Annotated in this window: 27 protein-coding genes; 18 read left to right on the top strand and 9 right to left on the bottom strand. The window is 64.6% G+C overall.

Annotation, left to right across the window (positions count from 1 at the left end):
• Positions 1-90: 90 nt before the first annotated feature.
• A complete protein-coding gene (locus BLP99_RS16740; RefSeq protein WP_092181079.1) occupies positions 91-1,482 on the bottom strand; it encodes an aminotransferase-like domain-containing protein in 1,392 nt (463 codons plus the stop codon).
• 145 nt (positions 1,483-1,627) lie between these two features.
• Here BLP99_RS16740 and BLP99_RS16745 point away from each other — a divergent pair, with 145 nt between their 5' ends.
• The 17 genes from BLP99_RS16745 to BLP99_RS16825 all read left to right on the top strand — a co-directional run bounded on the left by BLP99_RS16745 (position 1,628) and on the right by BLP99_RS16825 (position 16,733).
• Complete coding sequence (locus BLP99_RS16745; protein WP_092181082.1) at positions 1,628-2,794, top strand: MFS transporter; 1,167 nt, start codon at positions 1,628-1,630, stop codon at positions 2,792-2,794.
• A 131-nt stretch (positions 2,795-2,925) separates the two neighbouring features.
• Positions 2,926-3,597, top strand: coding sequence for a GntR family transcriptional regulator (locus tag BLP99_RS16750; RefSeq protein ID WP_072391391.1), 672 nt, complete (start codon positions 2,926-2,928; stop codon positions 3,595-3,597).
• Positions 3,598-3,709: 112 nt separating this feature from the next.
• Positions 3,710-4,642 carry a 4-hydroxyproline epimerase gene (locus BLP99_RS16755; protein WP_092181085.1) on the top strand — a complete coding sequence of 311 codons (933 nt, stop codon included), beginning with the start codon at positions 3,710-3,712 and terminating at the stop codon, positions 4,640-4,642.
• Positions 4,639-5,754 (top strand): NAD(P)/FAD-dependent oxidoreductase, encoded by a 1,116-nt coding sequence (locus BLP99_RS16760; RefSeq protein WP_092181088.1) that lies wholly within the window; start codon positions 4,639-4,641, stop codon positions 5,752-5,754. The genes BLP99_RS16755 and BLP99_RS16760 overlap by 4 nt, the downstream gene beginning before the upstream one ends.
• Positions 5,747-5,983, top strand: coding sequence for a 2Fe-2S iron-sulfur cluster-binding protein (locus BLP99_RS16765; protein WP_092181091.1), 237 nt, complete (start codon positions 5,747-5,749; stop codon positions 5,981-5,983). Before BLP99_RS16760 ends, BLP99_RS16765 begins: the two co-directional genes overlap by 8 nt.
• Complete coding sequence (locus BLP99_RS16770) at positions 5,980-7,236, top strand: NAD(P)/FAD-dependent oxidoreductase (protein ID WP_092181094.1); 1,257 nt, start codon at positions 5,980-5,982, stop codon at positions 7,234-7,236. The genes BLP99_RS16765 and BLP99_RS16770 overlap by 4 nt, the downstream gene beginning before the upstream one ends.
• A 95-nt stretch (positions 7,237-7,331) precedes the next feature.
• Positions 7,332-8,081, top strand: coding sequence for an AraC family transcriptional regulator (locus BLP99_RS16775; protein WP_076407067.1), 750 nt, complete (start codon positions 7,332-7,334; stop codon positions 8,079-8,081).
• Positions 8,082-8,313: 232 nt separating this feature from the next.
• Positions 8,314-9,132, top strand: a complete 819-nt coding sequence (locus BLP99_RS16780; RefSeq protein ID WP_072391372.1) for an ABC transporter substrate-binding protein — start codon at positions 8,314-8,316, stop codon at positions 9,130-9,132.
• A 10-nt stretch (positions 9,133-9,142) separates the two neighbouring features.
• Complete coding sequence (gene lhpI, locus BLP99_RS16785) at positions 9,143-10,912, top strand: cis-3-hydroxy-L-proline dehydratase (RefSeq protein WP_072431048.1); 1,770 nt, start codon at positions 9,143-9,145, stop codon at positions 10,910-10,912.
• Positions 10,905-11,570, top strand: a complete 666-nt coding sequence (locus tag BLP99_RS16790) for an amino acid ABC transporter permease (RefSeq protein ID WP_072458811.1) — start codon at positions 10,905-10,907, stop codon at positions 11,568-11,570. Before lhpI ends, BLP99_RS16790 begins: the two co-directional genes overlap by 8 nt.
• A 9-nt stretch (positions 11,571-11,579) precedes the next feature.
• Entirely contained in the window at positions 11,580-12,230 is a 651-nt protein-coding gene (locus tag BLP99_RS16795; RefSeq protein WP_072391358.1) for an amino acid ABC transporter permease, read from the top strand.
• Complete coding sequence (locus BLP99_RS16800; protein WP_072391355.1) at positions 12,223-12,945, top strand: amino acid ABC transporter ATP-binding protein; 723 nt, start codon at positions 12,223-12,225, stop codon at positions 12,943-12,945. The genes BLP99_RS16795 and BLP99_RS16800 overlap by 8 nt, the downstream gene beginning before the upstream one ends.
• Before the next feature lie 120 nt (positions 12,946-13,065).
• Entirely contained in the window at positions 13,066-14,094 is a 1,029-nt protein-coding gene (locus tag BLP99_RS16805) for a trans-3-hydroxy-L-proline dehydratase (protein ID WP_092181097.1), read from the top strand.
• Positions 14,095-14,149: 55 nt separating this feature from the next.
• On the top strand, positions 14,150-15,067 hold the full coding sequence (locus tag BLP99_RS16810) for a dihydrodipicolinate synthase family protein (RefSeq protein WP_072431051.1): 918 nt from the start codon (positions 14,150-14,152) through the stop codon (positions 15,065-15,067).
• Positions 15,068-15,300: 233 nt separating this feature from the next.
• Entirely contained in the window at positions 15,301-15,855 is a 555-nt protein-coding gene (locus BLP99_RS16815; RefSeq protein WP_092181100.1) for a DinB family protein, read from the top strand.
• Between the two features lie 24 nt (positions 15,856-15,879).
• Positions 15,880-16,230 (top strand): DUF6152 family protein, encoded by a 351-nt coding sequence (locus BLP99_RS16820; RefSeq protein ID WP_092181103.1) that lies wholly within the window; start codon positions 15,880-15,882, stop codon positions 16,228-16,230.
• The gene (locus tag BLP99_RS16825; RefSeq protein ID WP_072391340.1) at positions 16,230-16,733 is read left to right on the top strand and encodes a DUF6644 family protein; all 504 of its coding nucleotides are present in this window, start codon (positions 16,230-16,232) and stop codon (positions 16,731-16,733) included. The genes BLP99_RS16820 and BLP99_RS16825 overlap by 1 nt, the downstream gene beginning before the upstream one ends.
• Before the next feature lie 53 nt (positions 16,734-16,786).
• Here the strand turns inward: BLP99_RS16825 and BLP99_RS16830 are convergent, their stop codons facing one another.
• From BLP99_RS16830 to BLP99_RS16850, 5 genes are all read right to left on the bottom strand, one after another.
• Entirely contained in the window at positions 16,787-17,851 is a 1,065-nt protein-coding gene (locus tag BLP99_RS16830) for a 2,3-butanediol dehydrogenase (RefSeq protein WP_231991144.1), read from the bottom strand.
• A gap of 79 nt (positions 17,852-17,930) precedes the next feature.
• Positions 17,931-19,043, bottom strand: coding sequence for an acetoin dehydrogenase dihydrolipoyllysine-residue acetyltransferase subunit (locus BLP99_RS16835; RefSeq protein WP_072458813.1), 1,113 nt, complete (start codon positions 19,041-19,043; stop codon positions 17,931-17,933).
• Positions 19,043-20,059 (bottom strand): alpha-ketoacid dehydrogenase subunit beta, encoded by a 1,017-nt coding sequence (locus BLP99_RS16840; protein WP_072391330.1) that lies wholly within the window; start codon positions 20,057-20,059, stop codon positions 19,043-19,045. The genes BLP99_RS16835 and BLP99_RS16840 overlap by 1 nt, the downstream gene beginning before the upstream one ends.
• Positions 20,060-20,094: 35 nt before the next feature.
• A complete protein-coding gene (locus BLP99_RS16845) occupies positions 20,095-21,072 on the bottom strand; it encodes a thiamine pyrophosphate-dependent dehydrogenase E1 component subunit alpha (RefSeq protein WP_072391327.1) in 978 nt (325 codons plus the stop codon).
• Between the two features lie 2 nt (positions 21,073-21,074).
• Entirely contained in the window at positions 21,075-22,145 is a 1,071-nt protein-coding gene (locus BLP99_RS16850) for an ATP-NAD kinase family protein (RefSeq protein WP_072431055.1), read from the bottom strand.
• Between the two features lie 343 nt (positions 22,146-22,488).
• Between BLP99_RS16850 and BLP99_RS16855 the strand changes: the two genes are divergently transcribed.
• A complete protein-coding gene (locus BLP99_RS16855) occupies positions 22,489-24,357 on the top strand; it encodes a sigma-54-dependent Fis family transcriptional regulator (RefSeq protein ID WP_092181107.1) in 1,869 nt (622 codons plus the stop codon).
• Between the two features lie 18 nt (positions 24,358-24,375).
• Here BLP99_RS16855 and BLP99_RS16860 read toward each other — a convergent pair whose 3' ends face one another.
• The 3 genes from BLP99_RS16860 to BLP99_RS16870 all read right to left on the bottom strand — a co-directional run bounded on the left by BLP99_RS16860 (position 24,376) and on the right by BLP99_RS16870 (position 26,732).
• Complete coding sequence (locus BLP99_RS16860; RefSeq protein WP_072391317.1) at positions 24,376-24,705, bottom strand: hypothetical protein; 330 nt, start codon at positions 24,703-24,705, stop codon at positions 24,376-24,378.
• 356 nt (positions 24,706-25,061) lie between these two features.
• Positions 25,062-26,273 carry a cytochrome c biogenesis protein DipZ gene (locus BLP99_RS16865; RefSeq protein ID WP_072391314.1) on the bottom strand — a complete coding sequence of 404 codons (1,212 nt, stop codon included), beginning with the start codon at positions 26,271-26,273 and terminating at the stop codon, positions 25,062-25,064.
• Positions 26,274-26,468: 195 nt separating this feature from the next.
• Positions 26,469-26,732, bottom strand: a complete 264-nt coding sequence (locus BLP99_RS16870) for a DUF2790 domain-containing protein (RefSeq protein WP_072431057.1) — start codon at positions 26,730-26,732, stop codon at positions 26,469-26,471.
• Positions 26,733-26,868: the final 136 nt, after the last annotated feature.

Consider the following 26,868-nt stretch of genomic DNA (forward strand, 5'->3'; position numbering starts at 1 on the left):
CTCGCTCCCACAGGGATCTTCGGTGCCCCCCGGCTCTGCTCCGTGGGAGCGAGCTTGCTCGCGATGGCACCAGAACAGTCTCCCCATGCTCTACTGGCCCGCCACAATCGATTCCTGCTCCACCCGCTGGAAGAACACCTGCGCACGATGATCCTGAGTATGGGCCACATTCAACCGCAACCAGTCGCACGCCTCCCCTTGGGGCAGGAACGTCGAACCCAGGGACAACTGGATCTGCAATTGCAGGGCGATCTGCTGCACCCGTTGTGCCGTCAGGTACCGAGGCCTGGCCCAGACGAACATCCCCCCCATCGGCTCGGCAAACACTTCCCAGTGGGCCGGGTCCAGGTGGCGCAGCGTACTTGCCATCTGCTTGTTCAGTCGCTGGCGCAAGCGCTGGATCAGCTTGCGATAGGCACCGTTGGCCAGCAATGTCGCTACCACGTTTTCCGCCAGCAGTGAGCAACCGATGCCGGTAATCATCTTGACTTCGGCCAGGCGCCGGATGATGTCGGGCTGGGCGACCACATAACCGATGCGCAGCGAACTGGACAAGGTCTTGGAAAAACTCGCCAGGTAAATCACCCGGTCCAGTGCATCCAGGGAGGCCAGGCGGGACGTCGGGCCATTCTGGAAATCGGCGTAGATGTCGTCTTCGATGAGGCGAAAGTCATGGGCCGTCGCCAGTTGCAACAGACGATAGGCCACGCTCGGCGCCAGGCTGGTGCCGGTGGGGTTCTGGTACATGCTGTTGATGAAGAAATATGAGGGTTTGTGATCGCCGAGAAGCTGTTCCAGGCGGGCGATGTCCGGGCCTTGGGCGGTTCTCGGCACCGCCACGGTCCTGACCCCCTGCAACTTCAGCAGATTGAACAGGTTGTAGTAGCCGGGACTTTCCACCAGTACCAGGTCGCCGGGCTTGAGCAGGGTTCGCACCAACAGGTCGAGGCCCTGGCTGGCGCCTTGGGTGGTGATGATCTGTGCCGGGTCGACGTGAATGTCGATCAGGCCCAGGCGTTTTTGCAGTTGCAGGCGCAGATGAGGCGAGCCCAACGGGCTGCTGTAGTTGAACAATGCGTGGTTGTCGCTGCGCACCACCTGGCGGATCGCCTGGCCCAGGTCGGTATCGTCGCGCCAGGCGTCGGGCAGCCAGCCGCAACCGAGCTTGAGCTGCGTCGACGCGTTGTCGAACAGCGACCACCGCCCATCCCCCGGCTCTGTGTCCGGCTCGGCGGCGCGGGCCGCCTGTTGCGCCACGAAGAATCCCGAGCCGTGGCGGGACTCCAGCACCCCACTGGCGACCATCTGGTCGTAGGCCTTGATCACGCAAGACAGGCTCACGCCGTTTTCCCGGGCCAGGGAACGAATGGAGGGCATCCGCGCGCCAGGACGGATGTGCTGGGCGTGTATCCACTCCCCGAGGTGTGTCACCAGTTGCCGGATCACTGGGGTCCCGGCGTTGCGATCGATGTTCAAGTCCATGGCGCGTGCCCTTGGCGGTCTCTTGGCTCAAGTGTTTCCATGATTCGAGGGAACAGTTAAACACAAAAGGCACCGTTGTGTTCCTTGTCCGTCTGCGGCCCGGACTTGATAGTCCCTCACACGTGCAGACCATCAGGACATACGCTTGAACACACCGGATCGACACTCATGGGGACTGGCCTTCGGCCTTTGCCTGATCACCCTGGCGGTCAACCTCCAGGCGCCGCTGTACACCACCTATGCGCAAGCCTCCGGCCACGGTGCCGGGGCCACGGCGGTGGCATTCTCCTGTTATGTGCTGGGGGTGCTGCCGGTCCTGCTCGCCCTTGGCGGCTTGCCCGACCGGGTCGGGCGCAAGCCGCTGATCCTGGTCGCCCTGGGCCTGTCGATGGTGGCCACCGTGATGACCTCGCTCTGGCCGAACCTGATCGCCCTGGGACTGGCGCGCCTGATGATGGGACTGGGTACCGGATTGGCCTCGGCGACTTCCACCGCCTATATGAGCGAACTGCTGGCGAACGGCGACCCGCGCGCCTGCGCCAATCGGGTCACGGCCAGTACGTCCCTTGGGTTCGGCCTGGGTGCCGCCCTGACCAGCCTGTTCCTGTTGGTATATCCCAGCGTGGTCCCCGGCAGTTTCTGGTTGCAGCTGGCCATGGCCACCGTGGCGATCGTGGTGGTATGGCGACTGCCGGACCCTGCCGCAAGGAACCGCCATGCGCCAATGCTACGCCTGCCCCTGTTCCCGGCCGGCAGCCTGCCCTACAGCTTCTCCATGCTGCTGGCCTGGGCCACCTCGGGCCTGGTCATCGCCATCCTGCCGTCGGTGCTGGCAACCCATGATCTGCAGCGCTGGTCGGGCCTGTCGACATTCACCGTGATCAGTTGCGGCCTGCTTTTCCAGCCCTGGGTACGCCGCCTGCAACCGGCCAGGGCCACGAGCCTGGGCCTGTTGATCCTGCCTGGGAGCTACGCGTTGCTGGCCTGGGGCGCGAGCGTCGGCTCCCTGCTCGCCGTGTTGGTGGGAGCATTGGGTGCCAGCAGTGCTTGTTACGGTTTCCTGTACCTGGGCGGGTTATCAGCCGTCACCGCCATGGCCGGCATGGAAAAGGCGCGGGTCAGCGCGGGGTTCTTCCTGTTCGCCTATGTTGGCTTCAGCATCCCGGTCGTGGTGACCGGGCTGTTGGCGGATGCCTTCGGCGCCAATGTGGCGTTGATACTGTTTGGCATAGCGTTGAGCGTCGGAGCGTGCGTCACCGGGCTGGTCGTCGTTCGGACGCAGGCCAGCGTGGCCAGTTTCTCCCATGGATAACGCAGAAACCCTGTGTCCAGGGGATTGATCCCCGCGCCACACAGTGGGGTCGGCTTGACGGCTGATAGTCCCAACGACCGTCTCGGTAAAGTCGTATACCATATCCCCATCTCAGCCATCCGACCGCCGCCGTGACTTTATCCAAGTTCAACCTGCCCGACCTGGGCAATACCCCCTCCACTTCGGAAATCATCACCCGCCACCTGCGCGACGCCATCGTGGCCGGGCATTTCGCCGAGGACGAACCGATCCGCCAGGACGACATCGCCCGGCAGTTCAACGTCAGCAAGATTCCCGTGCGCGAAGCCCTCAAGCGACTGGAGGCCGAAGGGCTGGTGATGTTCCAGCGTAATCGCGGGGCAATGGTGACGCGCATTTCCGAGGCAGAACTGGCACAGATGTTCGAGGTGCGGATGCTGCTCGAAGACAAGGTGCTGCGCCTGGCGATTCCCAACATGACCGAAGAGACCTTCGCTCGGGCCGAGGGCATCTGTCGCGAATTCATCGGCGAAGACGACGTGGGGCGTTGGGCCGAACTCAACTGGCAATTGCATGCCTGCCTGTACGAGCCGGCGCAGCGGCCGTTCATGGTCAGCCTGATCCGCTCGGTGCACGACAAGCTGGAGCGCTACCTGCGCATGCAGATGAGCCTGTCGGCCGGCAAGGAACGCGCCGACCACGAACACCGGGAGATCGTCGACGCCTGCCGGGCCGGGGATGTAGAGCGGGCCGTGAAACTGCTGGACGAACACATCGCCGGGGTCTGCAAGACCCTTTTCGAGTTCCTGCCGTCCAGTCATTGAGGGACCGGCGCTGTGCCGATTTCGTCATCGGCGGCGGATAAAAGCATCAAGCCGCCGGCCCCCGGCACGGGCGACGCTTGCGTTCACTCATCTGAATGGACGTGGCCCACCCATGAAGCGCATCACCGTGATCGACTCCCATACCGGCGGCGAACCGACCCGACTGGTCATCGACGGGTTTCCCGACCTGGGCCAGGGCAGCATGGCCGAACGCAAGCAGCGCCTGGCGAGCCTGCACGACGCCTGGCGCACGGCCTGCGTGCTGGAGCCGCGCGGCAGCGACGTGCTGGTGGGCGCGCTGCTCTGTGAGCCGCAGGACCCCAGCGCCTGTGCCGGGGTGATCTTCTTCAACAACAGCGGCTACCTGGGCATGTGCGGCCACGGCACCATCGGCCTGGTGGCGTCGCTGGCCCACCTGGGACGGATCGGGCCCGGCGTGCACGCCATCGAAACCCCGGTGGGCACCGTGCAGGCGACCTTGCACGAGGACCGCTCGGTCAGCGTGCGCAACGTGCCCGCCTATCGCTACCGCAAGGCGCTGACCCTGGAGGTTCCCGGAATCGGCCCGGTGACGGGTGACTTGGCCTGGGGCGGCAACTGGTTTTTCCTGATCGCCGACCACGGCCAACGGGTGGCGGGCGATAACCTCGACGGGCTGACCGCCTACACCTATGCCGTGCAGCAAGCCTTGGAACAGCAAGGCTTTCGTGGCGAAGACGGCGGCCTGATCGATCATGTCGAGCTGTTTGCCGATGACCCTGACGCTGACAGCCGCAACTTCGTGCTCTGCCCCGGCAAGGCCTATGACCGCTCCCCTTGCGGCACCGGTACCAGCGCCAAGCTGGCGTGCCTGGCCGCGGACGGAAAGCTGCAAGCGGGCCAGACCTGGCGCCAGGCGAGCGTCATCGGCAGCCAGTTCGAAGGTTGCTACGAAACGGCGGGCGAACGCATCGTACCGACCATTCGCGGCCGGGCATTCATCAGCGCCGAAGCCTCGCTGATCATCGAGCCGGACGACCCGTTCGCCTGGGGCATCCGTCCGTGAGCGAGGGCGCCGTTGCCGACGTGATTGTCATCGGTGCCGGTATCATTGGCGCCGCCTGTGCCCGGGCGCTGGCCCAACGAGGCGTGCGGGCCCTGGTGCTGGACGCCGGTTGGCACGGCGCCACTGCCGCCGGCATGGGCCATTTGCTGGTGCTGGACGACAACCCGGCGGAACTGGCCCTGAGCCAATATTCGCTCGGCCGCTGGCGCGAGCTGGCCGATGCCCTGCCCCCAGGCTGCGCCTGGCGCAACAACGGCACCCTGTGGCTGGCGGCCAATCCCGAGGAAATGGCGGTGGCCCACAGCAAATACCTGAACCTGCTGGCCCATGGCGAAGCCTGCGAGTTGATCGGCCAGGCCAGCCTGCAGCAGCGCGAACCTGGGCTGCGCAAAGGCCTCGAGGGTGGCTTGCTGATCAACGGCGACGCCATCCTCTACGCTCCGGCGGCCGCCCGCTGGATGCTGGACAATCCGCTCATCGATCAGCAGCGCGCTCAGGTCGTCGAAGTGGATGGCCAGCGGGTACGCCTGGACGACGGTCGCTGGCTGCGCGCCGAAGCGGTGATTCTCGCCAACGGCATCCAGGCCACCGACCTCTGCCCGGAACTGCCGATCGAGCCGAAGAAAGGTCACCTGCTGATCACCGATCGTTACCCCGCCACCGTTACCCACACCTTGGTTGAACTGGGTTACGTCACCAGCGCCCACAACGCCAGCGGCCCTTCCGTGGCGTGCAATATCCAGCCCCGACCGACCGGCCAGTTGTTCATCGGTGCGTCGCGGCAGTTCGGTACCGTCGACCCGCAGGTAGAAGGCTGGATGCTGGCCAGGATGCTCAAGCGCGCCGTCGACTACCTGCCGGGGCTGGCGCAACTCAACGGCATCCGCGCCTGGACCGGTTTTCGCGCCGCCAGCCCGGACGGCCTGCCACTGGTGGGGCAACACCCGCGGCGCAAGGGCTTGTGGCTGGCGGTGGGCCATGAAGGGCTGGGGGTCACCACCGCACCGGCCACGGCCGACCTGCTGGTGGCTCAACTGTTCAACGAAACGTCACCGCTGGCGGCACGCCCCTACCTGCCGCAGCGTTTCCTGGGAGAACCGGCCCATGCCTGAATTATTCCTCGATGACCGGCCGCTGTCGGTCGCCACTGGGACCAGCGTCGCGGCCGCCCTCGCCCTGGGCGCGGACGGCTGCAGCCGGACCTCGGTCAGCGGACAACGCCGCGCGCCGATGTGCGGCATGGGCATCTGCCAGGAATGCCGGGTGTTGATCGACGGCCAGCGGCGCCTGGCCTGCCAGACGCTGTGCCGCGATGGCATGCAGGTGCGAACCCGACCATGAACCAAACCACCGACCTGCTGATCATCGGCGCCGGCCCCGCCGGCATGGCCGCGGCCCTGGCCGCCGCCGGCAGCGGCGCACGGATCGTGCTGTTGGACGACAACCCGTCACCGGGCGGACAGATCTGGCGCGACGGGCCCCAGGCCAACCTGCCGCCCGCGGCGCAACGCCTGCGCGCCCGACTGCAGGCCTGCGCCAACGTGCACTGCCATGCCGGCACCCGGGTGATCGCGGAGGTTGGCGACAAGACCTTGCTGCTGGAAGATGCCGAACGTGGCTGGCAGATCACCTATGAGCGCCTGGTCCTCTGCACCGGTGCACGCGAACTGCTGCTGCCCTTCCCCGGCTGGACGCTGCCCGGGGTGACCGGTGCCGGCGGCTTGCAGGCATTGATCAAGGCTGGCTTGCCGGTACGCGGCGAACGGCTGGTGATCGCCGGCAGCGGGCCGCTGCTGCTGGCCAGCGCCGCCACAGCCAGGCACCAGGGCGCGCAGCTCGTGCGGATTGCCGAGCAAGCCAAGCGCAGCGCCGTGGCCGGTTTTGCCGCACGACTGCCGCGCTGGCCGGGCAAGTGCCTGCAAGCTGTCGCTCTGTTCGACCGGCACTACCGCACCGACAGCCATGTGCTGCAAGCCTATGGTCATGATCGGCTCGAAGGCGTGCGTCTGCTGCAACAGGGCAAGACGATAGAGCTGGCCTGTGATCGCCTGGCCTGTGGTTTCGGACTCATCCCCAACACCCAGCTCGGCCAGGCCCTGGGCTGCGAGCTGGCTGGCAATGCCCTCGCGGTGGACGCCTGGCAAGCCACCAGCCGCCCCGAACACTACGCCGCCGGCGAATGCACCGGTTTCGGCGGCAGCGAGCTGGCGCTTGTGGAAGGCAGCATCGCCGGGCATGCGGCGGTGGGCGATACCGCCTCGGCCCAGGCGCTGTGGACCCGTCGCCGCTACTGGCAAGGTTTTGCCACGACCCTGAACAAGGCGTTCGCCCTGGATGACAGGCTCAAGTCATTGGCCCAGGCAGACACCCTGGTCTGCCGCTGCGAGGATGTGCCCTTTGGCGAGCTGACGGGCCATCGGAACTGGCGCGAGGCGAAACTCGCCAGTCGCTGCGGGATGGGCGCCTGCCAGGGTCGGGTCTGCGGTGCCGCCCTGGAACACCTGCTTGGCTGGACCCCGCCGGTGCCGCGTCCGCCTTTCAGCCCGGCGCGAATCGAAACACTGCTGGACCTGGGGGCCTCTGCAAGCGACTGAGCCTGCCTGCGATTGCGGCGTGACAGCCACCCGATTTTCGAACGACACTGCGCTATCGCGAGCACCCTCGCGCCCACTCCAAGACGATGCCGGCCATGTACCCCTCGTTCACTTCTTTCCCGCCCTGCGACCTGGACACCCTGCTGCACAGCCTGCAACCCATCGCACCGTTGCTCGATACCCTTTCGGACGTGGTGTTCTTCATCAAGGACAGGCAGGCACGTTATGCCTTCGTCAACCAGACCCTGGCCAGACGCTGCGGCTTCAAGCACAGCGGCGATCTGCTGGGGCTCACCGCCGAACAAGTCTTCCCCGAACGATTCGGGCCGCTGTACACCGAACAGGATCGGCGGGTGCTGGCAAGCGGCCGAGAGCTGGCGGACCAACTCGAACTCCACCTGTACTACGGCAACCAACCGGTATGGTGCTTGACCCACAAGCTTGCCCTGCGCGATGCCGATGCACGGATCGTAGGCCTGGCGGGCATTTCCCGGGACCTGCAATTGCCCCAGTCCAGCCACCCGGCGTTCCAGAAACTGGCGGCGGTGGATGCCCATATCAAGCAGCACTTCGCCCGCGCCGTCAGCCTGGCGGAACTGACCGCAATCGCCGGCTTGTCGGTGGCGCAACTGGAGCGTCACTGCAAACGCATCTTCCAGCTCACGCCCCGGCAGATGATTCACAAGGCGCGCCTGGAAGAAGCCTCGCGGCTGTTGCTGGACAAGGACCTGCCCATCACCGAAATCGCCCTGCGCTGTGGCTATACCGACCACAGCGCCTTCAGCCGTCAGTTCCGCGCCTTGACCAGCCTTTCGCCCAGCCAGTATCGGGAGAACCAGCGCTGAATTGTTCCCTCTCGGGGCACGAGCGCGCCGCGCTGCTCCTATCTGTAACACCCTGGACCAGGTTCGCCCACGGCCTTGTAGGGCGCCTGTTTGAGCGAAAGCCCTCTAGATCAACCCTCTGACGCGTCGCCAGGCGACACAGCCTGAACAGGCATGGGGATTGCTTATTTAATATCGTATACGAAATCCTCAATACGATATTTCAACGCACCCATTCGACAGCGAGGCATCTATGAAGAACCCTGCATTGGCCGTAGCGTTAAGCGTTGTACTGACCCCTCTCCTTGTTTCCCCGGCCCAGGCCGACAAGCTCGACGACATCATCGGTTCGGGCAAGCTGCGTTGCGCCGTGACCCTGGACTTCCCGCCCATGGGCTCGCGCGATGAAAGCAACAAACCGGTAGGCTTTGACGTGGACTATTGCCACGACCTGGCGAAAGTCCTGGGCGTGGAAGCCGAAGTGGTGGAGACGCCCTTTCCGGACCGCATCCCGGCGCTGATTTCCGGCCGCGCCGATGTCATCGTCGCATCCACCTCCGACACCCTTGAGCGGGCCAAGACCGTTGGCCTCACCGTGCCTTACTTCGCATTCCAGATGGTAGTCCTGACCCGGGACAACACCGGCATCAACAGCTACGCCGACCTCAAGGGCAAGGCCCTGGGCAATACCAGCGGCACCTACGAGGCCATCGCCCTGGAAAAGGACCAGAAGAGTTGGGGTAGCGGCAGTTTCCGCGCCTACCAGTCGCAGAACGACACGCTGCTGGCCGTTGCCCAGGGGCACATCGATGCCACCGTGGTGACCAACACCGTGGCGGCCGCCACCATCAAGTCGGGTAAATACAAGAACCTGAAGATCGCTGGCGACGCACCTTATGTCATCGACTACGTCTCCCTCGGTGCCAAGCGCAACGAGTATGGCCTGATCAACTACCTCAACCTGTTCATCAACCAGCAAGTGCGCACCGGGCGGTACAAGGAGCTGTTCACCAAATGGGTCGGCACTGACATCCCGCCCACCGACCTGACCGTTCCCCAGGTCTATTACTGAGGAGCGGCGCATGCCAAGCACGCCTGTGCGCATCGAAGGACGTTGCCTGGTGGAGGGAGCCGCTCAGGGCACCCTGCTCTTCGCCGACGTGGGCCTGAGTTTCTGGGGCGGTGTCGACCCGGCCAGCGGCGAGGTCATCGACCGCCATCATCCGCTGAGCGGCGAGCGCCTGGCCGGGCGCGTGCTGGCGATTCCCGGCGGACGCGGCTCCTGCACCGGCAGCAGCGTGTTGATGGAACTGATCAGCAACGGTCATGCCCCCGCCGCCCTGGTGCTTGCCGAGGTGGACGAGATCCTGGCCTTGGGCGTACTGGTGGCGCAGGTGATCTTCCAGCGTTCATTGCCCGTGGTCTGCGTTGGACGCGAAGCGTTCGAGCGCTTGCGGGGCCAGGGTTTCGTGCGTGTCGAAGACAACCGCCTGACCCTGTCCGGCCGTCGTCCCGACGATGGCTGGCAAGGCCGCGAGGGATTTACGCCGTCCTGCACACCGACGCACATCCAGCTCACCGAACGGGACCGGGCCTTGCTCGATGGCACCCACGGCAAGGCCGCCCAGGTGGCGATGCAGATCGTGCTGCACATGGCCGGGATCCAGGCTGCCACACAACTGCTGGACGTGACCCAGGCCCACATCGACGGTTGCATCTACACAGGCCCGGCGAGCCTGCGCTTCGCCGAGCAACTGGTGCAGTGGGGGGCAAAGGTCTGCATCCCCACCACCCTCAATGCCATTTCCGTGGACCAGCGCCGCTGGCGAGAACTGGGGGTCGATCCGGCGCTGGGCGAGCCGGCCAGCGCCCTGGGGGATGCCTACATGGCAATGGGCGCGCAATTGAGCTTCACCTGCGCACCCTACCTGCTGGACACCGCTCCCAAGGTCGGCGAGCAGATCGTCTGGGCCGAGTCCAACGCAGTGGTCTACGCCAACAGCGTGCTGGGCGCCCGCACTCAGAAGTACCCGGATTTCCTCGACATCTGCATCGCCCTGTGCGGCCGCGCGCCGTTGTCCGGCTGTCATCTCGACGCCCAGCGCGAGGCTCAACTGATCATCGACGTGCCGGCCATGGAGGTCGCCGACGACAGCTTCTATCCGCTTTTGGGCTATCACATCGGCCACCTGGCGGGCCGGCGAATCCCGTTGATTCGTGGCCTGCAAAATGCCGCTCCGACATTGGACAACCTCAAGGCCTTCGGCGCCGCGTTCGCCACCACCAGCGCCGCGCCGCTGTTCCATATCGCCGGGGTGACCCCGCAAGCGTTGGACCCCGACGCATGGGATCAGGCCTTGCCGCTGGAAACCGTGGCCATCGCCGGCCTGCTTGCCAGTTGGCGCGAGCTGAACAACGCCAGGGACAACCACGTGGATGTGGTGTCCCTGGGCAACCCGCATTTTTCCCTCAGTGAGTTCGCCGCACTGGCGGCGCTGTGCGCGGGACGCCGCAAACATCCGCACGTGGTGCTGGCGATCACCTGCGGCCGCACCGTGCTGGAACAGGCCCGGGCCGCGGGGCATATCGAGCCCCTGGAGGCCTTTGGCGCAACGCTGGTCACCGATACCTGCTGGTGCATGCTGGGCGAACCCGTCATCCCGCCACGGGCCACCACGTTGATGACCAATTCCGGCAAATACGCCCATTACGCGCCAGGCCTGGTGGGACGCGGCGTGCACTTCGCCAGCCTGGCCGAATGCGTCGAGGCAGCCTGCACCGCCGCCACCGGCGGACAGCCGCCGCGCTGGCTGCAACCTGCCACTGGCCGAGGATCCCGCCCCCATGTTTGACTACAGCTTCCAATGGCGCCCCGCCCTGCGGGCCCTGCCCGACATGCTCGCCGGCGCCTGGGTGACGTTCGAGACCGCCGCCCTGTCGATGATCTTCGGCGTGCTGATCGCCCTGGTCCTGACCGTGATGCGCCAGGCGCGCAACCCTCTGCTGCGGGGCGTGGGCAATGGCTGGGTGTCCATCGCCCGCAACACGCCCTCGCTGTTCCAGATCTACATCCTCTACTTCGGCCTCGGCTCCCTCGGCCTGCATGTCAGCTCATGGCTGGCGCTGCTGGCCGGGATCACCTTCAACAACGCCGGCTACCTGGCGGAAAACCTGCGCGGCGGCCTCAGGGCGGTACCCGATACGCAGATGCGCGCGGCCCGCTCCCTGGGCATGAGCGCGTCCCAGGCCTACCGGATGATCATCGTCCCGCAGTTGTTGCGCATCGTGTTCTACCCGCTTACCAACCAGATGGTCTGGGCGGTGCTGATGACCTCCCTGGGCGTGGTCGTCGGCTTGAACAACGACCTCACCGGCGTGACCCAGGAATACAACGTCAAGACGTTCCGGACCTTCGAGTACTTCGCCCTTGCGGCGCTGCTGTATTACCTGATCGCCAAGGCGATCGTCGGATTGGCCCGGCTGCTGTCCTGGCGTCTGTTCCGCTATTGAGGGTTCGTCATGTTCGCCACCAGCCTCACGCTCAACGACCTGCTGTTCCTGCTCGACGGCGCCTGGGTCACAGTGCAGTTGACCGCTTGGTCGATCCTGCTGGGCACCCTGGCCGGGCTGCTGTTCGGCCTGCTGCGCGCGCTGATGCCCCGGGCCAGCCTGCCGCTGGCCTGGGTGCTGGACGTGTTTCGCAGCGTACCGTTGCTGATCCAGTTCGTGCTGTTCAACTCCCTCAAGAGCATCGCCGGCCTGGACCTCAGCGCGTTCGCAGTCGGCTGCATCGTGCTCGGGATCTACGCCGCGGCGTACTTCACCGAAATCGTGCGCGGCGGCGTGCTGGCGGTGCCCCTCAGCACTCGGCGGGCCAGCCGTTCACTGGGCCTGAGCTACCTGCAGGACCTGCGCTTCATCGTCCTGCCCATCGCCACGCGGGTCGCGTTTCCCGGCTGGCTGAACCTGGTGCTCGGGGTCATGAAAGACACCGCCCTGGTGATGTGGATCGGCATCGTCGAACTGCTGCGGGCCTCCCAGACCATCGTCACGCGCATTCAGGAACCCCTGCTGGTGCTGTGCATCGCGGGCCTCATCTACTACGTCATGAGCCTGGTGGTCGCCCGCCTTGGCGCACGCCTGGAAAGAAGGTGGCAGGAAAATGATTGAGATCGAAAACGTACACAAATCCTTCGGCCACCTGGAAGTGGTCAAGGGGGTGAGCCTGACGGTGGACAAAGGCGAAGTGGTGTCGATCATCGGCGGCTCGGGCTCCGGCAAGTCGACCTTGCTGATGTGCATCAACGGCCTGGAACCGATCCAGAAAGGCAGCATCCGCGTGGACGGCGTCGAGGTCCATGCCCCGTCCACCGACCTCAACCGCCTGCGGCGCAAGATCGGCATCGTCTTCCAGCAATGGAACGCCTTCCCCCACCTGACCGTGCTGGAAAACGTCATGCTGGCCCCGCGCAAGGTACTGGGCAAGAGCAGGCAGGACGCCGAGGCCCTGGCGGTTCGCCAACTCGAACACGTGGGCCTGGGGGACAAGCTCAAGACGTTTCCGGGCAAGCTTTCCGGCGGTCAGCAACAGCGCATGGCCATCGCCCGGGCCCTGGCCATGTCGCCGGACTACATGCTTTTCGACGAAGCCACCTCGGCCCTGGACCCGCAGCTGGTGGGTGAAGTGCTGGACACCATGCGCATGCTCGCCGAAGACGGCATGACCATGGTGCTGGTGACCCACGAAATCCGTTTTGCCCGGGACGTGTCCGACCGGGTGGCGTTCTTCTGCAACGGCCGGGTCCATGAAATCGGACCGCCGGACCAGGTGATCGGCAATCCGGTGCAGCCGGAGACGGCGGCGTTTCTCAAGTCGGTGAAATAGCGGATGGCCCTGTCGCGAGCGAGCTCGCTCCCACACTGTTTTGTGTACACGACAGCCCCCCCTTTTGGGAGCCAGCTTGCTCGCGATGAAACCCAGCCAGACAACACAAGGATTTGATCCATGCGCTCATCGAAAATCATCCATGTAGTCAGTTGCCACGCCGAAGGCGAAGTCGGCGATGTCATCGTCGGCGGCGTCGCCCCACCACCCGGTGCCACGGTGTGGGAGCAGTCACGCTGGATCGCCCGGGACCAGACCCTGCGCAACTTCGTCCTCAACGAGCCCCGTGGCGGTGTGTTCCGCCACGTCAACTTGCTGGTGCCGGCCAAGGACCCGCGGGCGCAGATGGCCTGGATCATCATGGAGCCGGCCGACACCCCGCCGATGTCCGGCTCCAACTCGCTGTGCGTCGCCACCGTGTTGCTGGACAGCGGCATCCTGCCCATGACCGAGCCCCGGACCCGCCTGGTACTGGAGGCCCCTGGCGGCCTGATCGAAGCGGTGGCCGACTGCCGCGACGGCAAGGTGCAACGGGTCGAGATCAAGAACGTGCCCTCCTTCGCCGACCGCCTCGATGCCTGGATCGAAGTCGAAGGCCTGGGCTCCCTGCAAGTGGACACCGCTTATGGCGGCGACAGCTTCGTCATCGTCGACGCCCAACGCCTGGGCTTTGCCATTCGCCCCGAGGAAGCCGCCGAGCTGGTGGCCGTGGGCTTGAAGATCACCCGCGCCGCCAACGAACAACTGGGCTTCGTGCACCCGTTGAATCCTGACTGGTCACACATCTCGTTCTGCCAGATCGCCGCGCCCATCGTCCAGGAGAACGGCATTGCCACTGGCGCCAACGCCGTGGTGATCCAGCCCGGCAAGATCGACCGCTCCCCCACCGGCACCGGCTGCTCGGCACGCATGGCGGTGCTGCACGCCAAGGGCTTGATGCAGGTGGGCGAGCGATTTATCGGCCGCTCGATCATCGGCTCCGAATTCCACTGCCGCATCGACTCACTGATCGACGTGGCCGGACGCCCGGCGATTTACCCGTGCATCGCCGGACGGGCATGGATCACCGGGACCCATCAGCTGTTGCTCGACCCGGCCGATCCGTGGCCACAAGGCTATCGGCTTTCAGATACCTGGCCTGGCGCATGATTTTCCGATTGTGCAAGTCCTCTTGCCACATACCGCTAACCACCGGAGACAACCCATGAGCAAACGCATCAACTGGAGCGGCGTATTCCCCGCTGTCACCACTCAATTCAACGAAGACTTTTCCATCAACCTGGAAAAGACCCACCAAGTGATTTCCAATGTTATCCGCGACGGCGTATCCGGCCTGGTGGTCTGCGGCTCGGTGGGCGAGAACACCTCCCTGAGCGCCGAGGAGAAGATCGCCGTGACCGAAGTGGCGGTGGACGCCTCCCGTGGCCGGGTCCCGGTGATCTGCGGCGTAGCCGAGTTCACCAGCGTGCAGGCGGCCAAGGTCGCCAACGCGGTGCGCAAGGTCGGGGTCGACGGGGTGATGCTGATGCCGGCGCTGGTCTACGGCTCCAAGCCGTTCGAAACCGCCGAACACTTCCGCTATGTGGCCCGGCATGCCGACGTACCGCTGATGGTCTATAACAACCCGCCGATCTATAAGAACGACGTGACGCCGGACATCCTGATCTCCCTGGCCGACTGCGACAACGTGGTGTGCTTCAAGGATTCCTCCGGCGACACCCGGCGCTTCATCGATGTGCGCAATGAGGTGGGAGACCGCTTCGTGCTGTTCGCCGGCCTTGACGACGTGGTGCTGGAAAGCCTCGCCGTGGGGGCCGAAGGCTGGGTCTCGGGGATGTCCAATGTGTTCCCGAAGGAAGGCGAGACCATCTTCCGGCTGGCCCGCGCCGGACGCTTTGCCGAAGCGATGCCGATCTACGAGTGGCTGATGCCGATCCTGCACCTGGACGCCCGCGCCGACCTGGTGCAGTGCATCAAGCTGTGCGAAGCCATCGCCGGTCGCGGCAGCGCCCTCACCCGCCCACCGCGCCTGGCCTTGCCGGAAGAGGACCGGGTGTATGTGGAACAGATCATGGCCAAGGCCATGGCCAATCGGCCGGCGTTACCGGATGTAGGGCTTTGACCCCGGGGCATGGCGCCAACTGGCGGTGACTGGGACGCCGCCATCGCGAGCAGGCTCGCTCCCACAGGGTTCTATGGTGAATACACGATAGTGGGCGCATGGGACTCAAACTGTGGGGGCGAGCTTGCTCGCGATAGCGGTCGGCCTGAACCGGCTATGCTGGATATGCCGCCTTCATCGCGAGCAAGCTCGCTCCCACGATGTCTGTGGCGGACACCACAGGGAGACCGCCCATGAACTATTTCCTGGCCCAGGCCCTGAACAACCAATGGGCCAATCACCGGCTGCTCAGCACCTGCGCGCAGTTGAGCGAGGCTGACTATGCCGCGCCGCGCACGGGATTCTTCCCGTCCATCCAAGCCACGCTTTGCCACATCCTGGAAGTGGACCGCTATTACCTCACCGCCCTGGAAGGCGACCGAGACGGCCAGATAAAGGATTTCTCCGAAACCCTGGCCTTTGCCCCACTGGTGCATAAGCAGACCCAGACCGACCAGCGGCTGGTGGCGTTCTGCGAAACCCTGCGGCAAACAGACCTCGCCCGCTGCGTCGACCTGGTCCGGGCCGACGGTGTCGTGCGCGAACGAATCGACCGGCTGCTGTTGCACCTGTTCGAACATCAGATCCATCATCGTGGGCAGGTCCACACCATGCTCAGCGCCACCCATGTCGAGCCGCCACAACTCGATGAGTTCTTTCTCGATTGCGACCGCCCCTTGCGCAAGGACGAGGAACAGCGGCTTCAGCTCGATGAACGGCGGGTCTGGCGCGCTTACTTGCCGGGTTGAACCGCCCTCACAGGAGACCTTGCCATGAACGTTATCCTTCGCTGCATCGGTTTGGCGTCGATGCTGATGGCCACGGCAGCACTCGCTCACCACGGCTGGAGCGAATATGACGCCAGCACCCCCTTGCAACTCGACGGCACCATCAAGGAATCCGGTTACTCCCATCCCCACGGCTACGTGCGCCTGCAAACCACCGACAAAACCTGGACCGTCGTGCTGGCCCCGCCGTCGCGCATGGAGAATCGGGGCCTGACCAAAGACAGGCTCAAAGCGGGTAACCGGGCCACCGTGGTCGGCTATGCAAACCGCAACAAACCCGACGAATTGCGCGCCGAACGCATCACCATCGACGGCAAGACCACCGAGTTGCGCTGATGCAGGCCTCCCCGGCGGGTGCGACCCAAGGCTGGATGGACCAACTGGCGGATTCATCCCTGGCGGTGGCCATGCGCGGCGAGCTGTGGCTCTACCCGCTGGTGGAAGTCGTGCACATCATCGGCTTTTCGGTGCTGGTGGGCGCGGTGGTGATGTTCGACCTGCGCATCCTGGGGTTGTCCAAGGGCATCGCCGTGACCGCCCTGGCCCGTCATCTGCTGACCTGGGCCCTTGCGGCCCTGCTGCTCATCGTGCCTGCCGGGCTGATGATGTTCAGCGCGCACCCCCATGACTTTGCCGGCAACGACGTCTTCGTCCTCAAACTCTGCCTGATCGCGACGGCGGGCCTCAACGCCCTGGTGTTCCACGTTGGAACCTACCGCGGCGTCCAGCAATGGAATATCGGCCACAAGGCACCCGGCCTGGCCAGAATCCAGGCACTGCTGTCCATGGCGCTATGGTTCGCGGTGATCTGCTGTGGCCGGCTGCTGGCCTATACCTGAAAAAAGGCGATGGCCACTCCGACCATCGCCAAATCGCCCCACCTCAGGCGCCCTCAGATCCGTGCGGGTGACACGATGATCTTCACGTTGTGCTCCTTGTTGTTGACCAGTTCCTCGAAGCCCTGCCCAACGATCTGCTCCAGCTGGATACGTCCGGTCACCAGGGGCGAGATGTCCAGGCGTCCGTCGGCGATAAAGGCGATCACGTCGGCGAACTCGCCGTTGTAGGCCAGCGCCCCGAGCACCTGCTTCTCGGTGGAGACCAGTTCAAAGAAGTTGAATGAACTCGGCTCCTCGAAGATCCCCACCAGCACACATTTGCCGGCCTTGCGGATCAGGTCGATGGCCAGCTTGGCGGTGTGCTTGTTGCCGATGCACTCGAAGCTGACGTCGGCCCCCAGGCCGCCGGTCAACCGTCGCACTTCGGCCAGGGCGTCGCATTCGTTGGGATCGATCACGTGGCTGGCCCCGACTTCCAGGGCCTTGGCCTTGCGGGCGCTGGACATTTCCAGGGCGATCACCTGGGCCGCGCCGGCAGCCTTGGCACACATGATGGTGCACAAGCCGATGGTTCCGGCGCCGACCACCACCACGTTCTGCCCCAACAGGCTGCCAGCCTTTTTCACCGCGTGCATGCCCACCGCCAGCGGTTCGATCAGCGCACCGGCCTCGGCCGGGAATCCGGCGGGCAGCTTGTACAGCAGGTTGGCGGGAACATTGACCAGCTCGGCGAATGCGCCGTTGTTCATCAACCCGGTGAAGGCCAGGTTTTCACAGATGTTGTAGAGCCCATGGGTGCAGTAATAGCAGGTGCCGCAATGCTGGCAGGCATCGGCCGCCACCGGTTCGCCGACACTGAAACCCTCCACACCGGCCCCCAGTTCGACGATTTCGCCGCAGAACTCGTGGCCAAGGATGCACTGGCCCTTGATACCGGTCAGCGGATGCGGTGCATCCACCGGGATGAACACCGGCCCGGCCACGTATTCGTGCAGGTCGGAGCCACAGATACCGCACCACTGCACCCGAATCTGCACCCAGCCGGCGGGCGGCGAAACCGGCAACGGTACGTCCTCGACGCGGATATCGTTGCGACCGTGCCAGACGGCGGCGCGCATGCTGCGGGCAGGCGTGATTGAAACATTCATGATAGTGCCTCCAAGGCTTGGGGCGACGACCCGGTCGGCGCCCGCTTGATCAGTTCTGTTGAACGAATTCGAGAATCAGCCGGTTGACCTGCTCGGCCGCTTCCATCTGCACCATGTGGCCCTGCCCGGCGAGCACCTCGACCCGCGCCGCCAGCCCTTCGCTGTGGGCCGCCGGAATGATTGCGTCGTCGCTACCCCAGATCACCAGGGTCGGTACATGGCCGGCCTGCACCACTTCGCGCAGGTCCACCTGCTGGCGGCCGTCGGCGAACAGCGTCGCCGACAGTTGCCGCAGGGCTGCGTCCACGCCTTCCAGGCGCTTGTACTTGAGCATGTCGTCGAGCATCTGCCGCGTGACCAGCTCGGCATTGGAGAACAGTTGCACCAGTGACGGCTTGAGGGCGTTGCGGTTGGCCGCCTCGACGAAGCCCTGCAGGTAGCTGCCATTGATCTGCGTGCCCAGCCCGGCGCTGCCGATCAAGGTCAAGGACCGTATCCGCTGGGGCATCAGGCGCGCGGCATTCAACGACACCGCCCCGCCCATGGAATGGCCCACCAGATGCACAGCATTGATATCCAGGTGATCGAGCAAGGCCAGCACCACGCCGCTCAGCTCGTCCAGGTCGCCACGTTGCAGGGTTTTCGACGATTCGCCATGGCCCGGCAGGTCCAGGGCAATGACCCGACGCCCGACGGCCAGTGCTTCATGGTTGAACAGCCAGTTGTTCAAGTCGCCGCCAAAACCATGCACCAGCACCAACGGCACACCGCCCTCGCCGCGTTCGAAATAGCGAATCACCCGGCCGTCCAATTCGACTTTCTGAGGTGCCGGGCCGCTGTCTTCATCGGCTGCGTCACCGGGCACGAAGCTGGATTGGAACTGCTCGATGACCGCGTCGATCTCGGCGTCGCTGGCCTCGCCTTCCACGACGATGCCGAGCAAGGCGCCCACCGGCAGGGTTTCGTCCTGGCGGGCGACTTGCCGGCGCAACACACCGCCAAACGGGGCCTCGACACTGCTGGAGATCTTGTCGGTCTCCACGTCCAGCACCTCGTCGCCCTTGGTGATGGCCTGGCCCTCTTCCTTGAGCCAGGCATCGACCCGGCCCTCGGTCATCGACAGCCCCCACTTGGGCATGGTCAGGGTATGAATCTGGCTCATCAGCGCTTGCTCCACTCGATCACATTGAGCACGGCGCTTTCGATCTTCGCCGCATCGGGGATGTACAGGTCTTCCAGGGCATCGGAGAACGGCACCGGCGTGTGGGGCGCGGTGACCATTTCAATCGGCGCTTTGAGCGCCCCGAAGGCTTTTTGCGCCACCAGTGCCGAGATATCGGTGGCCATGGAGCACCGCGGGTTGGCCTCGTCGATGACCACCAGCCGCCCGGTCTTTTCCACGCTTTCCAGGATGCTGTCCTCGTCCATCGGGCTGGTGGTGCGCAGGTCGATGACTTCGCAGTCGATACCCCGCCCGGCCAGGCTGCGGGCCGCATCCATGGCGATATTCACCGTGCGGCCATAGGAGACCAGGGTCACGTCCTTGCCATCGCGCAGGAAATTGGCTTCGCCAAAGGGAATGGTGTAGAGCTCTTGCGGCACCTCGCCCTGCATGCCGTACAGCAATTTGTGCTCGCAGAAGATCACCGGGTCGTTGTCGCGAATCGCCTGGATCAGCAGCCCCTTGGCGTCGTAGGGTGATGACGGGCAGACCACCTTCAGCCCCGGGATGTGCGTCCACAGCGAGGTGAGCATCTGCGAGTGCTGGGCCGCGGCGCGCAAGCCGGCACCCACCATGGTGCGGATCACCAGGGGCGTGGAGGCCTTGCCGCCGAACATGTAGCGAAACTTCGCCGCCTGGTTGAGGATCTGGTCCAGGCAGCAACCGGCGAAGTCGACGAACATCAGTTCGCACACCGGCCGCACGCCGCAGGTGGCGGCACCGACGGCGGCGCCGACATAGCCGATTTCCGACAGCGGGGTATCCAGCACGCGTCCGGGAAACTGGTCGTAAAGCCCCTTGGTGACGCCGAGCACTCCGCCCCAGGCGTCGTTTTCACCGGGCGCACCGGCGCCGCCGGCCACGTCCTCGCCCATGATGAAGACACTGGCGTCGCGACGCATTTCCTGGGCCAGGGCCTCGTTGATTGCCTGCTGGTAGCTGATTTTTCTCGCCATGATGGGATTCTCTATTCTTGTTTTGAGGAAGGCGTTCAGGGATAGGAGACGTACACGTCGGTGAGCAGGTCCGCGGCCGTGGGCTTGGGATCGGACTTGGCCTTGTACACCGCGTTCTCGATCAGCAGCTCCACTTCCTTGTCGATCTGGTCCAACTGCTCTGCCGACAGCAAGCCGGCCCGGGTGGTGCGCTCGCGGAACTGCATCAGGCAGTCCTGGTTTTCGCGAAAATGCTTGACCTCATCGGGTGCCCGATAAGTCTGGGCATCGCCCTCGAAGTGCCCGTAGTAACGGGTCAGCTTGACCTCGATCAGCGACGGTCCTTCCCCGGCCCGGGCCCGCTCGATGGCGGCCCCGGCGGCTTCGTGCACGGCAAAGAAGTCAAAGCCGTCCACGGTCACGCCCGGCATCCCGAACCCGGCCGCGCGGTCGGCGATGTGATCGCAGGCCACCGACCAGTTGGACGCGGTGGCTTCGGCATAGCCGTTGTTTTCCGCGATGAACAGGCACGGCAGGTTCCACACCGACGCCATGTTCATGGCTTCGAACACCGCGCCCTCGTTGGAGCCGCCATCGCCGAAGAACACCACGGCGACGCTGTCGGTGCCCTTGAGCCGGGCCGCCAGCGCCGCGCCCACCACCAGGGGCGCGCCGGCACCGACGATGCCATTGGCGCCGAGCATGCCTTTCTCGAAATCAGCGATGTGCATCGAGCCGCCCTTGCCTTGGCAGACGCCGGTTTTCTTGCCGTAGATCTCGGCCATCATCCCGTAGACGTCCACGCCCTTGGCGATGCAATGGCCATGGCCACGGTGATTGGAGGCGATGCAATCGTCATCGCCCAGGTGGGCCATGACCCCGGCGGCCGAGGCTTCTTCGCCGGCATACAGGTGGACGAACCCAGGGATCTCGCCCGTGGCGAATTCCACGTGCAGGCGCTCTTCGAAGGCGCGGATGGTGCGCATGACCTGGTAGGCGTGCAGCAATTGATCGTGGGTGAGGGTTGTCGACATTTTTATTCTCCAGGGGTGTCTTGAAGGTTTTGGGGGTGTTGCGGGTGTTCGCGGCCGATGGCCAGCAGACGGTGCTGCGCGGCGTAGGCCAGCACCGCATTGACATCGATACTCAGCGGGCCGCCGGCATCGAGGGTGACCGTGGGCCGGTCGTTGACGTTGAATTCGATTTCCCGTTCGCCATCCAGGGCCAGGGTGCCGCTGGACAGCGACAGCCCGTGGGCAATGCCAGGCTCCAGCGGGCCGGCGGCCAGTACGCCGCAGCCCTGCAGCAGACCGGGAGCCAGCGGTACCAGCAGCGCCTCGGGCGATTGCGGGTCCAGGCGCATCCAGGCCCCTCCCGGCGCCTGGCGCGACACCGGGAACCACAGGCCGCACAGCGCCGACAAGCCCACGGACTGCGGCTCGGCGAAGGTCACGAAGACCTCGGCCAGGTCCGCCGCCCGGCTGATGGCCCGGGCGCCGACAAACCGCAGCGGCGACACAGCCACATCCACCAGGGCGACTTCCCGCAGGCCACGCTGGGCCTCGCAGACCAGAAGCCGCTTGTTGCGGCGCAAGCCGATCTGCGCGGGGATCCGGCCGCTGGCGTACAGGCCGCCGGCCAACCCGGCGGTGGTCGCCTCGCGCAGCTCGGGGAATGCATTGTTGGTACCGGTGGACAGGGTCAGCAGGGGGATGTCTCCCACGTGCGCCGCCACCGCCTTGTGGGTGCCGTCGCCGCCGAGTACGGCGATCAACGCCACTCCCCGCTCGGCCATCAGGCGCGCGGCATTGCGCGTATCCTCGACCGTCTGGCGCAGGGTCAGGTCGAGGAACTCCAGGGCCGGCCAGTGGCTGCCACGGGCCTGCCGGCCATGACTGTTCTTCAGTACGGCGGCGGCGATGCCGGTCATGTCGGTGGGCATCAGCACCTGCTGGATGCCGGTGGCACCGAAGGCCGCCAGCAGGCGCTGGATCACCGAGACCTTGTCGGTGCTGGAAAACAACCCGGCATTGGCGGTCAGGCGACGCACGTCCCGACCAGAAGCGGGATTGGCGATGATGCCTACGGTCAGGGGCGGCCGGTTCATGGCGCCACCCCGTTGCGGGCAGGAAAAGAACCTGAGCGATAACCCATGCGAACCTCGTTTTTATTATTGGAAGACCCGTCGGGCGGGTTGAAGGGGATAGAGCAAGGGCGGTGCCAGAACCGCGCAGAAGCGGCGAGACAGGCGAGCCAGAGCGGCCGGTTTCGGATCAGCCCGGCCATGGATCCGGTCTGGGTGAGACGTGGCATGTCAGCCTGCACGAGCCAGTCGTGAGACTGTGAGACGTGGCGTCTCACAGCGGGCCTGTCGTCCGTCGTGCTTGTCTGCGCCAGGGGAACGGCGCTTAATGAGCGCACAACGATAAGAAGCTGAACCGGAGGCCCGTATGCTTTCCGCTCACTCCCGGGCGCATGTGGATTGCGTCAGCCGCGTGGTGAAGAACGCGGACCAGTTGCCCCAACGTCCCGTCCCGGACCTGATCCTCGATTCCTGGCGCCGCTCCATGGAGCAACACCACCTGGACCCTGGCTCGCTGCAGGGTCCGCGCATCCTGTCCGAGGGCGTGCTCCGGCAGTGTCGCGAGCGCTCGGAGCTGTTTCTCAACATCGCCAGTGAAGAAGTGACCCGCCTCCACGGCCGGGTGCGCGATGCCGACTACTGCGTGCTGCTGACCGATGCCCAGGGCCAGACCATCGACTACCGGGTGGAAACCACGATCCGCAACGACTGCCGCAAGGCCGGGTTGTACCTGGGGACCTGCTGGTCGGAAGGCGAAGAAGGCACCTGCGGCGTAGCGGCGGTGCTCACCGCCCGGGCCCCGGTGACCGTGCACAAGCGCGACCATTTCCGAGCCGCATTCATTGGCCTGACCTGTTCCGCCGCGCCGGTATTCGATCCCCAGGGAGAACTGCTCGGGGTGCTGGATGTGTCGGCGGTGCGCTCACCGGATGATCGCCGTTCCCAACACCTGATCCGCCAGATGGTGGTGCAGAGCGCCCGGGAAATCGAACAGGCGTTTTTCATGAGCAGCGCCCAGGGCTACTGGGTGTTGCGGGCTCATCACAACGCCGGCTATGTCGACAGCCAGCCCGATTTCCTGTTCGCCTGGGACGACGACGGTTGCCTGCAGGCCCTCAACCCCGCCGCCCGCCAGTATCTGCTGCAACACTACGGCCAACTGCCGCAGAACATCAGCCAGGTCTTCGATCAGCAGCAATTGCACCGCGCCCGTGACGAAAGCCTTTACCCACTCGATCATGCCCTGCATGGCCGCCTGAGTGCGCCCCGCCATCGGGCGGTTCCGCGACCCAGGGTGGCGATGGCTCCTTCCGAGCTGGATCCGCGCCTGGCCGACAGCCTGCGCCTGGCGGTGCGCGTCAAGGATCGCAACCTGCCGGTGTTGATCCAGGGTGAAACCGGTTCCGGCAAGGAGGTCTTCGCCCGTCAGTTGCACCAGGCCAGCCAGCGCCGAGAGCGCCCCTTCGTGGCATTGAACTGCGCGGCGATCCCTGAAAGCCTGATCGAAAGCGAACTGTTCGGGTATGTCGCCGGGGCGTTCACCGGCGCCTCGGCCAAGGGCATGCAGGGCCTGCTGGAACAGGCCGATGGCGGCACGCTGTTCCTTGACGAAATCGGTGACATGCCCCTGGCCTTGCAGACCCGCCTGCTGCGGGTGCTGGCCGAAGGTGAAGTGGCGCCCCTGGGGGCCTCGCGGCGCAGGGCCGTGGACATCCAGGTGATCTGCGCCACCCACCGCGACCTGGAAACCCTGGTGGCTGCCGGCGAGTTTCGCGAAGACTTGTATTTCCGCCTGGGAGGCGCCCGCTTCCAGCTTCCGCCGTTACGCGAACGCACCGACCGGCTGGCGCTGATCAATCGCATTCTCGAAGAAGAATCGATGCGCTGCTCAGGCTTGCTGCAGCAGTTGAGCGGCCCGGCCCTGGAATGCCTGCTCGGCTATCACTGGCCGGGCAACATCCGCCAGTTGCGCCATGTGCTGCGCTACGCCTGCGCGGTATGCGAGGCCAGCGTGATTTTGCTCAGCCACCTGCCCGAGTCGTTGCAGGGCCCGGGCGCTATGGCCGATACGCCGGAACCGGTGGCCTGTGCGCAGCGCCAGGCCTTGCTCGACGCGCTGGTGCGTCATCGCTGGAAGCCCACCGCCGCGGCCCGGGCCCTGGGCATTTCCCGGGCCACCCTCTATCGACGGGTGCACCAGCATGGCATCGAGATGCCCGGCAGAAGCCCGGCATGAATCCATTCGCGACACCGCCTAGCGTTGCGCCAGTTCATGGCGCACGCATTGCTCGTAATAGGTCTGCTTGACCGCGGCCGGCTTGAGGCGCGAAGCGCTGTTGTAGGTCTGCTCGGTAATGCCCAGGGCCGTCATGCGCATCCACGGCCGGGGAAACTTGCGCACCTGCAGTTTTTTCCGGGCGCCGTAAAGGGTGATCCCGGACAGCTTCGAGGCCTGGGCCCCGGCCGCGATATCCGAACCCCAGCGGCACACCGACAGCTGGTTTTTCGTCAACGCCCTGGCCTGGGCTTCGAGCGAGACGATCGCCAAGAGAAATGTCGCCACGACCCACATAGAAATGCGCATAGATTTGTCGCCCAACGTTCTGAAATAGAAGAAGTTTGACGACGTTGCCATGAGCAAGGGGCCAGTATTCGGCCGAAGCGGTTCAAGATGACTGCACGCCTGCGGGGCTGCCAAACCAGCCGTTTCTGCTGCCTGGCGCCTGAGCGCGACAAATCATCCAAACAACTGTAGATTAGATCAATAACTTATTGAAAATAATGGAATTTTATTAAAAAAGACGACCCTCTCAAGGGCCGTCTTTTTTCTATAAATCACTTTATGTTTTAAAAGCAAAATATTGAAATATAACGACTTTAAGTAGAAATACCTCAAGCCTGACGCCCCTATGACAAGGGAGCAGGCTCCCTCGCCACGGCTCACTGGCCTGCCTTCGCCTCTTGCAACAGTTGCTGGATCACCTGCTCCTGCTCACCATAACGCCCTTCGCCAAAATGGCTGTAACGCACCTGGCCCTTGGCATCGATGAAATAGTGGGCGGGCCAGTACTGGTTGTTGAAGGCGCGCCAGATCGCATACTGGTTGTCGATAGCCACCGGGTACTGGATATCCAGCTTGCGCACCTGCTGGCGCACGTTGTCGATGATTTTCTCGTAACCATATTCCGGTGTGTGGACGCCGATCACCACCAATCCGTCCTTCTCATACTTTTTCGCCCAGCCGTTCACATAAGGCAGCGTGTGCTGACAGTTGATGCAGTCATAGGTCCAGAAATCCACCAGCACTACCTTGCCGCGCAAGGACTCGCTGCTCAGCGCAGGCGAGTTCAGCCACTGCACCGCGCCGTCCAGCGAAGGCATGGCCCCCTGGGATTGAAGGTTCGGCATGGGTGCGGCGTTGGCCTTGCTGACCACGTAGTCGATCGCCTTGGGCACGTTCTCCAAAAGGCCTTTCTCCAGAGTGGCCGCGCCCTGGGAGGACGTATTGGCCAGCAGACGATCATCGACACCCGTGCCAATCGCCACGGCAGCCAGCAACACCACGGCTCCGGTGCCGCGGCGCAACCAGGTCGTCACCGGGAGGGAGAGCTTGAGGCGTCCCACCAGCCCGCGTCCGGCGAGGATCAGCACACCCAGGGACAAGGCGCTGCCCAGGCCGTAAGCCAGCAATAACAGGCTGGTCTGCGCATTGGCGCCTTGCAGCATGGCCCCGGTCAGGATCACGCCGAGTACCGGACCGGCGCACGGCGCCCAGAGCAATCCGGTGGCCACCCCGATGAACACGGACGCCAGCGGCCCGGCCACCTGCCCGGCACCGGCATCGATGCGATTGCCCAGGTTCACCAACGGCCGCGCCAACCAGGTGCCGACCCGGCTGAACATCAGCGACAAGGCGAACAGCACCATCACCCCGAGGGCCACTTGGCGGCCGACGCTGCTGGCGCGCAGTACCCACTCACTGCTGACCACCGCCAGGCTCGACACCAAGGCGAAGGTCAACACCATGCCGCCCAGGGTCAGCAATACCGAACTGCGGGACCGGTCGGCACGGGCGAACAGAAACGGGACGACCGGAAGAATACAGGGGCTGAGGATCGTCAGGATCCCGCCAAGAAAAGCGATCAGAAGCATGGCATCACCTAATAATGGATGAATGGATAAGCAGCCAGGTCGGATCAATCAACCGGACATGATGTGGCTTGCGGGGCTGCGCAACAGCCCCTGGAGAGGCCTGAAACAGCGTTGCGCAGCACCATGGCCCGTGGCGATCCAGTGACATGAATCCAGTTGCAACAAACGGTTGGAGAGCATTCCTGATCTTTTTCATCAGTTTTCGTTATTGCAGTTTTCGGAAATTTTGCGGTAGTCCAACGCCTGCTTGTGGCCCGCTGAGTCCAGGTAGGTCATCCGGGCGTTCACCACACCGCAGGTCGGGTTGGCGTCTTCGGTGAGCGACAGCACCTTCTGGATATCCAGGTGGGAGCCGTAGGCGTAGGTTTGCGCCGGAACATTGCTTTCGGCTCGGGCCGACAAGGTGCAGATGTTCAGTGCGGCGAAAAGACAGGCGGCGTAGATGGCTTTGGTGTTCATGGTGCGTTCCTCGATTCGTTCAATGGGCTGACTTGTGTCGAGGCTCGTGGTGTCGCCTCGTTGGAAGCCATTGAATGCCACCGAGGTATCGCGCCTGTATCGAGCCAGGCGGCTTTTTGCATCGCTGTGTATCCGT

It is taken from the genome of Pseudomonas sp. NFACC32-1 (assembly GCF_900101215.1).
Taxonomy (GTDB): domain Bacteria; phylum Pseudomonadota; class Gammaproteobacteria; order Pseudomonadales; family Pseudomonadaceae; genus Aquipseudomonas.